Here is an 8,881-nt window from a genome sequence, read left to right as displayed (position 1 = left end):
CACTACGGCGCCCTCCAGGGCAAGGACAAGAAGCAGACGCTCGACGAGTACGGCGAGGAGCAGTTCATGCTCTGGCGCCGCAGCTTCGACACGCCGCCTCCGCCGTTGGACGACGACGCCGAGTTCTCCCAGGCCCACCTGCCGCAGTACGCCGGCCTCGGCGCGGACCTGCCCCGCACCGAGTGCCTCAAGGACGTCATCGCGCGGATGCTCCCCTACTGGGAGTCCGACGTGACCGCCGACCTGTCGGCGGGCCGGACGGTCCTCGTGGCCGCCCACGGCAACAGCCTGCGCGGCATCGTCAAGCACCTCGACGGCATCAGCGACGAGGACATCGCCGCGCTCAACATCCCGACCGGCATGCCGCTGGTCTACGAGCTCGACGACACGTTCCGCCCGGTCACCCCGGGCGGCACCTACCTCGACCCGGAGGCGGCCGCGGCTGCCGCCGCGGCCGTCGCCAACCAGGGTCGCTGAGCAGGGCTGAGCGAGGCACGAGCTCGGCGCGTGGGCTCAGGGAGATCGAGCGAGCCCCACGATCGAGGAACGAGGTCGTGACGGGCGGGTCGAGATCCGGCGAGAGCCCTACTGCAGCGGGAGTGCGCTGGGGTTGTGCCCGGTGACGACGAAGACGATCCGGTTGGCGACCGAGACCGCGTGGTCGGCGATGCGCTCGTAGTAGCGGCCCAGCAGGGCGATGTCGACGGCGGCCTCGACGCCTCCGGCCCAGTCGTCGGAGAGCAGCTCGGTGAAGCTCTTGCGGCGCAGCTGGTCCATGACCTCGTCGTCGCGACCGAGGGCGATCGCGGCCTCGACGTCGCGGCCGGTGATGATCTGCGACACCCGACGCACCATGTCCTCGGCCACCTCGCCCATCCGGCTCACGGTGGGCTGCACCTCGAGGGGCACGGCCAGCTCCGGCACGCGCAGGCGGGCGATCTTGGCGACGTGGACCGACAGGTCACCCATCCGCTCGAGCTCGCTGACCATCCGCAGCGCCGAGACGACGGTGCGCAGGTCACCGGCCACGGGCTGCTGCAGCGAGAGCAGGGAGAACGCGGTCTCCTCGACGGCCTCGCGGGCACGGTCGATCTCGATGTCACCACTGATCACCTGCTCGGCGATCGCGGCGTCACCGGTCATCAGGGCCTGGGTGGCCAGACCGACGGCCGTCTCGACCTGGCGGCAGATGCCGGCGAGGTCGACGAACATCGCATCCAGCTGGTCATGGAAGAGCTCACGCATGCACGAGAGCCTAGAAGCACCTAGATGACGAGTCGGGGTCGGGTCGTGAACGCGGGGTGAACAGTGCGAAGCCCCGCTCAGGTCGGCGAACTCGCGGTGAACTCGCCCGTACGATTCGAGTCATGGACCCGACGATGCAGGCGTTCCTCGCCGCGTTGCTCGGTGCTGTCGTGGCCGGCAGCGCCGTGCTGGCGTGGGCCATCAGCGACCGCCAGCAGCAGCGGGTCCCCGCCGTCCAGGAGCCCGTCGTCCCTCCCGGTGTCGCGGCCGTCCTCTCGGTCCTGCGCAGCAGCGCGGTCGTCGTCGACGAGGCCGACGTCGTGCTCAAGGCCTCCGCGCCGGCCTACGCCTTCGGGCTGGTCCGGGGCACCCAGCTGGTGTCCGAGGAGCTCGCCGACCTGGTCAGCCAGGTCCGGCGCGACGGGCAGATCCGCGAGACCGAGCTGGTCATGGCGCGCTCCATCGGGCCGGCCCGCCACGTGACCGCCCGCGTCGCGCCCCTCGGCTCCCGACTCGTGCTCGCCCTGGTCGAGGACCGCACCCGCGAGCGGCGCGTCGAGGCCGTGAGGCGCGACTTCGTCGCCAACGTCAGCCACGAGCTCAAGACCCCGGTCGGGGCGATCCGGCTGCTCGCCGAGGCCATGCACGAGGCTGCGGAGGACCCGGTCGCGGTCAAGCGCTTCGCCGACCGGATGCTCCACGAGAGCGACCGGCTGTCCCGGCTGGTGCAGCAGGTCATCGAACTCTCGCGGCTCCAGGGCGACGACCCGCCCGACTCCCCGACCCCGGTCGACCTCGATGGGGTCGTCGCGGTCGCCGCCGACACCAGCGCCATCGATGCCGGCTCCAAGCACATCAACATCGTGACGAGCGGCACCCACGGCCTGAAGGTCCTTGGTAGCGAGGAGCAGATCACCGCGGCCGTGGCCAACCTGGTCGCCAACGCGGTCGCCTACTCCGAGCCCGACTCGACGGTGCTCGTGACGACCCGCGAGAGCGAGGGCCAGGTCGAGATCTCGGTCGTCGACCAGGGCATCGGCATCCCCAACCGGGAGATCGATCGGATCTTCGAGCGGTTCTACCGCGTCGACCCCGCCCGCCACCGCTCCACCGGCGGCACCGGCCTGGGGCTCTCCATCGTCAAGCACGTCGCCGCCACCCACGGCGGCGACATCCGGGTCTGGTCCGCCGAGGGCCAGGGCTCGACGTTCACCCTCACCTTGCCCCACCATTCGTTCGGGACCCCGAGCAGCACCCACCAGGAGGACAGACCGTGACGCGTGTACTCGTCGTCGAGGACGAAGAGAGCTACAGCGACGCGCTCGCCTACATGCTCCGCAAGGAAGGCTTCGAGGTCGCGATCGCGGCCGACGGCAACGCGGCGCTCGTGGAGTTCGACCGCAACGGCGCCGACATCGTCCTGCTCGACCTGATGCTGCCCGGGATCCCCGGCACCGAGGTCTGCCGCACGATCCGCCAGACCAGCAACGTGCCGGTCATCATGGTCAGCGCCAAGGACGACGAGGTCGACAAGGTGGTCGGGCTCGAGCTCGGCGCCGACGACTACGTCACCAAGCCCTACTCCCCCCGTGAGCTCGTCGCGCGCATCCGCGCCGTCCTGCGCCGCGGCACCGACCCGGACCTCTCCCCCGACACCCTCGAGGCGGGCCCGGTCCGCATGGACGTCGAGCGCCACGTCGTGACCGTCGACGGCAGCGAGCAGCGGCTCCCCCTCAAGGAGTTCGAGCTCCTCGAGATGTTCCTGCGCAACCCCGGTCGCGTCCTCACCCGCGGGCAGCTGATCGACCGGGTCTGGGGCTCCGACTACGTCGGCGACACCAAGACGCTCGACGTCCACGTCAAGCGGCTGCGCGCCAAGCTCGAGCCCGAACCGAGCGAGCCGAAGTACCTCGTCACCGTCCGGGGGTTGGGCTACAAGCTCGATCTCTGAGTCGTGTTCGGCGACCTGGCCGCATCTCGCGGCCCCATGTCCGAAACCCGCGTGTCAGGGACGGTCGGCGGCACCTACGCTGACCACGTGAGCAGTACGACGAACCCCGCGACCGCAGCCGAGCCCCAGGCCGGCGCGCCCACCTGGCTCCCGCCGGCGGCCGTGGCGGTCACCCTGGTCCTCTGGGCCTCGGCCTTCGTCGCGATCCGGCACCTGGGCGAGGACTTCTCCGCCGGCCCGCTGTCGCTGGGACGGCTGCTCGTGGGGGCCGTCGTGCTGGGTGGCTTCGCCGTGACGCGCGAGCTCCCCCGGCCGACCGGTCGCGAGTGGGTCTCGATCGTGACGATCGGCGTGCTGTGGTTCGGCGTCTACAACGTCGCGCTCAACGAGGGGGAGCAGCGCATCGACGCCGGCACCGCCGCGATGCTGATCCAGGTCTCCCCGGTGCTGATCGCCCTGCTGGCGGCGCTCTTCCTGTCCGAGCGCTTCACGATCTACCTCGGCCTGGGGCTCGCCCTCGCGTTCGGCGGCGTCGCCCTGATCGGCCTGGCCCAGCCCGAGGGCGGCGAGAGCGACGTGCTCGGGGTGCTGCTCTGCCTGCTGGCGGCCGTCGTCTACTCGGTCAGCCTGATCCTGCAGAAACCGCTCGTGGCCCGTCTGCCCGCGCTCACCATCACCTGGCTGGCCTGCACGGTCGGAGCCGTCGCCTGCCTGCCCTTCCTCGGCACCCTCGTCACCGAGACCCGGTCAGCGCCGACGTCGTCGGTGCTGTGGGTGCTCTACCTCGGCATCTTCCCCACGGCGATCGCGTTCACGACGTACGCCTTCGCCCTGAAGCACATGAGCGCCTCCAGCCTGGGCGTGACGACCTACCTCGTCCCGCCGATCACGATCGTGATGGGGCTGGTCTTCCTCGGCGAGACCCCGGTGACCATGGCCTACCTCGGTGGTGCGCTCGCGCTCGTCGGCGTCGCGGTGGCTCGCCGCAAGCCGCGATCGAGGGCGACGGTCGCCACACCTCCTGCCTGACCGGGCTGGCTGGTCGAGGCCTCAGCGCAGCGACGCGGCGAGCTCGACCTGGAGCGCCCTGGTCGCACGGCTGCGCAGCTGGCTGACCCGTGACTCCGTCACATCGAGGACCCGGCCGATCTCGGCGAGGGTGAGGCCCTCGAAGAAGTAGAGCGCGACGATGACCTGGTCCCGCTCGGGCAGCAGCCGGACCGCGCGCATCAGCAGGTCGCGCATCCCCTCGTCCTCGAAGGCGTCGTCGAGGCGGGGCCCGGCGTCGTGGATCTCGGCGAGCTCGTCCTGGTCGACGCTCGCGATGGAGGTGGGGCGCCCCAGCACCTCGCGCACCTCGCTCAGCGGCAGCCCGGCCGCCTGCGCGAGCTCGGTGTCCTCCGGCGGTCGGCCGAGCCGCAGGAGCAGCTCCTCACGCACCCGGTCGAGGTCGCGGACCTTGGTGCGCACGCTGCGGGGCACCCAGTCAGCGGCACGGATGGAGTCGATGATGGCGCCGCGGATGCGCGGCACCGCGTAGGTCTGGAACTGCAGCCCCCGGTCGGGGTCGAACTTGTCGATCGCGTCCATCAGGCCGATGACGCCCTCGGAGACCAGGTCGGCGGACTCGACGCTGGGCGGCAGGCCCGCGCGGACGCGGCCGGCGACGTACTTCACCAGCGGGGAGTACTGCAGGACCAGCCGGTTGCGCAGCTCCGTCGAGGGGTCGCGCTGGAAGTCCTGCCACAGCGTCGCCGCGGCGTCCTGCTCGCTCACCGGGTGCGGGGCGTGCGTGCGGGTCGGGACACCCGCGCAGTGTCCCACGCTCACTCGTCGAGGAAGGCGAGCTCGGAGAGCAGCACGGTCGAGCGGCGGGAGTCGGACCTGACGGTGTCCACGGTCTCCGGCTCGACCCGTGGCTCCTCGACCCGTGGCTCGCCGACCCGTGGCTCCTCGCCCGGCACGAGCGGCAGGTCGAGGAGCAGTCGGGTCAGGGTGGCCAGGTCGGCGGCCAGCGCCGGGGCTGGCCCGGCGTCGTCGACGAGCCCGGGGTCCTCGTGCTTCTCGATGCCCATCGTGTCCTCCGAGTCGGTCCTGCGGGTGGTGCTGTCAGTGCCGGTACGGCGCGCCGCGAGGTGGTCCCGCGACGCGCCGTACGCCGGTGGCTCAGGCGCAGGTGTCGCCCGAGGGGAGCAGGCCGCCGTTGCTCGAGTCGTAGTACCAGATCACATCGGAGGGCGCGCCCGTCGCGGACATGCAGTAGCCGTCGACGTCGGCGGACAGGATCGTGAAGGTGACGTCCTCGGTGTTCTTGAAGCCGGCGGTGGTGAGGACGGCCTCGTCCGCCGTGTAGGTGCCCTCGTCGACCAGGTAGGTCTCCTGGATCGTCGCGGCGTTCTTGAGGTCGGACTTGGCGCCGGCGTCGGCGGCCTTCTCGCGCTGGTTGAGGAACACGGGGATCGCGATGGCGGCGAGGACGCCGATGATCACGACGACGACGAGGAGCTCGATCAGGGTGAAGCCCTGGTCCTTGGAGCGGGGCTGGGGGGTCTTGAGCATGAGGATTCTCCTGGGTGAGGGGGGAGGGAGCTGCCGACCGACGTCGGCGTGGTGCTGCACCGGGGTTGTCGGGGCGGTCGACGGCGGCCTTGAGCCCGGTCTGGACCAGGGACCCGCAGCCTCAAGCCCGGGCTCACGACGACCGAGGAACCCCGCATGCCCTCCCGCCAGAGCCGCCCCCTCGACGCCGGCGTCACGCTGGTCGAGCTGGTCGTGACGATCGGCCTGGTCGGGGTGCTGATGGCGATCGCGGTGGGCGGCTACACCTCGTGGGCCCGCTCCAGCGAGCACGAGGGCGCCGCTACCGAGGTCCAGGCCGTCCTGCGCCAGGCCCAGCAGCGGGCGGTGACCGAGGGCCGGGCGACGTGCGTCGAGTTCGACACGGCAGGCGACCGCTGGACGCTCTTCCGCGGCACCTGCGCCGACCCGGCCCGCACCGTGATCGAGGGCCCCGTCGAGGTCGACAGCGCCCGGGTCCACCTCCGCAGCGCCACCTTCAGTGCCGCAGGGGGCGCCACGACCGGCGCGACGTTCAGCTCCCGCGGCACCGCGACCCCGGGTCAGGTGGTCCTCGGCCGGGACGGCTCGTCGCGGACCTGGACGATCAGCGTGGAAGGGCTGACCGGTCGTGTCGAGACGCGCTGACCGGCGTACGGCGGGGAGCGGCACCGACGGGGGCTTCACCCTCGTCGAGGTCATCGTCGCGCTCGGGCTGCTGGGCGTGCTCGTCATTGCGGTGCTCCCCCAGCTCGTGGTGGGGATCCGCGGCAACGACCTGGCGCGCGCCAGCACGCAGGCCAAGGGCCTGGCCCAGGCCGAGCTCGAACGCATGCGCAACCTGCCCTTCCACGTCGCCCCCGAGGCGGGTGACTACATCGACGTGCTCGACCGCTACTACCGCGACCTCACCCCGCCGACCGGACCTGTCTCCTGCGGCCAGAGCGAGCGCTGGGCGGTCCCGACCACCTCCTGGACCGGCTACGTCCCCGCGACCGCACCGCGGTGCGGCTGGGAGCCGACGGGGCCGCTCTACCGCCACGTGCGCACGGCAGCGACGGGACCGAGCAACCCCGACCTGACCGGCTACGTGATCGTCACCGACACCCGCTTCCTGACCAACACCACCCCGCCCACGGTCGTCGTGCCACGGACGGGCTACAGCAGCCAGCTCACCGGTCGAGCCACCCCTCCGGCCTCCCAGGTGGCCGTGACCGTCACCGTCTTCCCCACCCGCAGCACCTCGCACTCACCCGTCACCTCCTCCACCCAGATCGGGCGCCAGGACGTCGTCCAGGCACGGATGAGCAGCTCGGTCGAGGTGACCGCGGTCGAGATCGGCACCGGGACCGTCGACCAGCTGCCGCTGACGCTCTCCGCGGGGCTCGTCGACCTCACCGCCTCCTTGACGGGCTCGAGCGAGGCCAGGGCCGTGCTGACCTCTGCCCTCACCGGCCTCGGCACGGGTCAGCAGGCGAGCGGGGCGACGACCAGTGTCCAGGCGCCACCGGACACCGCGAGCCCGGCCGGCAGCCAGGGCGCCGGCCAGCTCGACTCGAGCGGCTGCGCCCTGGTCTGCTGGGGGTCCACCGCCCACAGCGCCGTGTCGGTCAGCGCCTCGGACGCCCGACCGCGCGTGGGCTCCCCGGCGACACCGGTGACCGCGTCGGTCACCGACTCCTCCCGTGATGCTCTCGTGCTCTCGGGCGGGGCCGGTGCGGAGTACCGCCCGAGCCTGGCCCTGGCCCTCCCCCTGGTCCGCGTCGACAACGGAGCCGGCGTCAGCCCAGGCCTCTCGGCCTCGTGCACGGCGAGCAGCGACGGCGGCAGCCACCGCGCCACGGCAGGAGGGTGGCTGCGCACCACCTCACCGACCGACCCGACCCCCACGCTGGTCGAGGCGTGCGGCACCGCACGCACCGCGGTGATGTCGGTCCTGCCCACGGGCTTCGCCCCCGACGGGGTCCTCCGGGTGCGGCTGGAGCGTGCCTCGGTCAGGTGCGCCGTGTCGGGTGGTGCCCACACGGCGAGCTCCGGCTACGACTACCGGGCCGTCGTCGAGCGCTGGAGCCCGAGCGGCTACGTCGTCGTGGCGACGGTGACGCCCGGATCGACCGACCTCGCCGACCTCGATCCCCGGACGCTGCCGCTCGGGCCGGGCCGGGACCTGGGTGACTACGTCGCCTCGTGGTCGTCGCTCACGACGGCGCGCGTGTCCCGGGTCGCCGTGCCAGGAACGGCGACCCTCGACCTGCCCGGGGTCGTCAGCATCCTGACCCAGCCGGTGCGCTCCCCCACCGACGCCAGTGAGTCGGTCGCGTTCACCGACGGCCAGCCGGCACCCACTCCCGTGCCACCCGAGACGACCGTGGAGCTCGCCGACCCGACCTCGGCCGTCTCCCTCACACTGGGCTCCCTCACCTGCAGCGCCGAGGACGCCCGATGAGCCCGACCGACCGCTGGGAGCCCGAGGACAACGACGCCGGCTTCTCCCTGGTGGAGGTGCTCGTCGCGATGGGGCTCTTCGGTCTCGTGAGCACCCTGCTCCTCGGCTTCGCCCTCTCGACGGCGTCGGTGAGCGACGACGCGCGCTCCAGCAGCGACCTGACCGGCGAGTCGCGGCTCGCCATGGAGCGGATGGCGCGCGAGCTGCGCCAGGCCAGCGACGTGATCGCCGTCCAGTTCCACAGCGCGACGTCGACCACCACCGCGATCACCTTCTGGACCGACTTCGACGGCGACGGCGTACGTGACCTGAGCGCCGCCGACCCCGAGGTGCTCACCTACCGCTGGGAGCCGGGCACGGCCCGCCTCACGCTGACGGCCGACGACGCCTCCGGCACCGCGGTCACCCGACCGATCCTCGCCGGGGACGTCGTGAGCCTGGACCTCCAGCTGCGCAGCAGCCTCTGGCAGTACGACGGCGAGCTCGACGGCGTCCTCGACGGCACGACCTCCTGGCAGGAGCTGGACGCGGCGGGCGCGCCCGTGGGCAACGGCAACGGACGTCCGGACGACCCCGAGCTCGAGCACGTCGACCTGGTCTCGGTGCGGCTCGAGGTCAGCGACGGATCCGGGAGCCAGACCTTCTCCTTCCAGGCCGACCTGCGCAACCGCTCCCAGACGTGA

The 8,881-nt window shown here is 72.1% G+C and carries 11 protein-coding genes; 7 read left to right on the top strand and 4 right to left on the bottom strand.

Going from position 1 to position 8,881, the window contains the following annotated elements:
• On the top strand, positions 1 to 477 hold a 477-nt coding region (locus tag RMN98_RS13520), incomplete at its 5' end, for a 2,3-bisphosphoglycerate-dependent phosphoglycerate mutase (RefSeq protein WP_309649341.1).
• 108 nt (positions 478 to 585) lie between these two features.
• Here RMN98_RS13520 and phoU read toward each other — a convergent pair.
• Positions 586 to 1,245: a phosphate signaling complex protein PhoU gene (gene phoU, locus RMN98_RS13515; RefSeq protein ID WP_309649340.1), complete on the bottom strand. Its 660-nt coding sequence runs from the start codon at positions 1,243 to 1,245 to the stop codon at positions 586 to 588.
• Between the two features lie 122 nt (positions 1,246 to 1,367).
• Here phoU and RMN98_RS13510 point away from each other — a divergent pair, with 122 nt between their 5' ends.
• The 3 genes from RMN98_RS13510 (at position 1,368) to RMN98_RS13500 (ending at position 4,225) form a co-directional block, all read left to right on the top strand.
• A complete protein-coding gene (locus RMN98_RS13510; RefSeq protein WP_309649339.1) occupies positions 1,368 to 2,522 on the top strand; it encodes an ATP-binding protein in 1,155 nt (384 codons plus the stop codon).
• On the top strand, positions 2,519 to 3,196 hold the full coding sequence (locus tag RMN98_RS13505) for a response regulator transcription factor (protein ID WP_309649338.1): 678 nt from the start codon (positions 2,519 to 2,521) through the stop codon (positions 3,194 to 3,196). The genes RMN98_RS13510 and RMN98_RS13505 overlap by 4 nt, the downstream gene beginning before the upstream one ends.
• A gap of 87 nt (positions 3,197 to 3,283) precedes the next feature.
• Positions 3,284 to 4,225, top strand: coding sequence for a DMT family transporter (locus tag RMN98_RS13500; protein ID WP_309649337.1), 942 nt, complete (start codon positions 3,284 to 3,286; stop codon positions 4,223 to 4,225).
• Between the two features lie 21 nt (positions 4,226 to 4,246).
• On the opposite strand, the gene RMN98_RS13495 is transcribed toward RMN98_RS13500, so the two are convergent.
• From RMN98_RS13495 to RMN98_RS13485, 3 genes are all read right to left on the bottom strand, one after another.
• A complete protein-coding gene (locus tag RMN98_RS13495; RefSeq protein WP_309649336.1) occupies positions 4,247 to 5,026 on the bottom strand; it encodes a FliA/WhiG family RNA polymerase sigma factor in 780 nt (259 codons plus the stop codon).
• The gene (locus RMN98_RS13490; protein WP_309649335.1) at positions 5,023 to 5,271 is read right to left on the bottom strand and encodes a hypothetical protein; all 249 of its coding nucleotides are present in this window, start codon (positions 5,269 to 5,271) and stop codon (positions 5,023 to 5,025) included. Before RMN98_RS13490 ends, RMN98_RS13495 begins: the two co-directional genes overlap by 4 nt.
• A 91-nt stretch (positions 5,272 to 5,362) precedes the next feature.
• Positions 5,363 to 5,755, bottom strand: coding sequence for a prepilin-type N-terminal cleavage/methylation domain-containing protein (locus tag RMN98_RS13485; protein WP_309649334.1), 393 nt, complete (start codon positions 5,753 to 5,755; stop codon positions 5,363 to 5,365).
• 156 nt (positions 5,756 to 5,911) lie between these two features.
• Between RMN98_RS13485 and RMN98_RS13480 the strand changes: the two genes are divergently transcribed.
• The 3 genes from RMN98_RS13480 to RMN98_RS13470 are packed head-to-tail and all read left to right on the top strand — an operon-like array spanning position 5,912 to position 8,881.
• A complete protein-coding gene (locus RMN98_RS13480) occupies positions 5,912 to 6,400 on the top strand; it encodes a GspH/FimT family pseudopilin (RefSeq protein ID WP_309649333.1) in 489 nt (162 codons plus the stop codon).
• Positions 6,384 to 8,198 (top strand): type II secretion system protein, encoded by a 1,815-nt coding sequence (locus RMN98_RS13475; protein ID WP_309649332.1) that lies wholly within the window; start codon positions 6,384 to 6,386, stop codon positions 8,196 to 8,198. Before RMN98_RS13480 ends, RMN98_RS13475 begins: the two co-directional genes overlap by 17 nt.
• Positions 8,195 to 8,881, top strand: a complete 687-nt coding sequence (locus RMN98_RS13470) for a prepilin-type N-terminal cleavage/methylation domain-containing protein (protein ID WP_309649331.1) — start codon at positions 8,195 to 8,197, stop codon at positions 8,879 to 8,881. Before RMN98_RS13475 ends, RMN98_RS13470 begins: the two co-directional genes overlap by 4 nt.

Source organism: Nocardioides sp. (assembly GCF_031397825.1).
Classification (GTDB): domain Bacteria; phylum Actinomycetota; class Actinomycetes; order Propionibacteriales; family Nocardioidaceae; genus Nocardioides.
The sequence above is the reverse complement of the archived record's forward strand: the minus strand, read 5'-3'. Positions and strand labels throughout refer to the sequence as shown.

Excerpts from the sequence above, each read along its gene's own strand:
- RMN98_RS13480 (WP_309649333.1), top strand. The coding sequence starts at position 5,912 with ATGCCCTCCCGCCAGAGCCGCCCCCTCGACGCCGGCGTCACGCTGGTC.
- RMN98_RS13485 (WP_309649334.1), bottom strand. The coding sequence starts at position 5,755 with ATGCTCAAGACCCCCCAGCCCCGCTCCAAGGACCAGGGCTTCACCCTG.
- RMN98_RS13490 (WP_309649335.1), bottom strand. The coding sequence starts at position 5,271 with ATGGGCATCGAGAAGCACGAGGACCCCGGGCTCGTCGACGACGCCGGG.
- RMN98_RS13470 (WP_309649331.1), top strand. The coding sequence starts at position 8,195 with ATGAGCCCGACCGACCGCTGGGAGCCCGAGGACAACGACGCCGGCTTC.
- RMN98_RS13510 (WP_309649339.1), top strand. The coding sequence starts at position 1,368 with ATGGACCCGACGATGCAGGCGTTCCTCGCCGCGTTGCTCGGTGCTGTC.
- phoU (WP_309649340.1), bottom strand. The coding sequence starts at position 1,245 with ATGCGTGAGCTCTTCCATGACCAGCTGGATGCGATGTTCGTCGACCTC.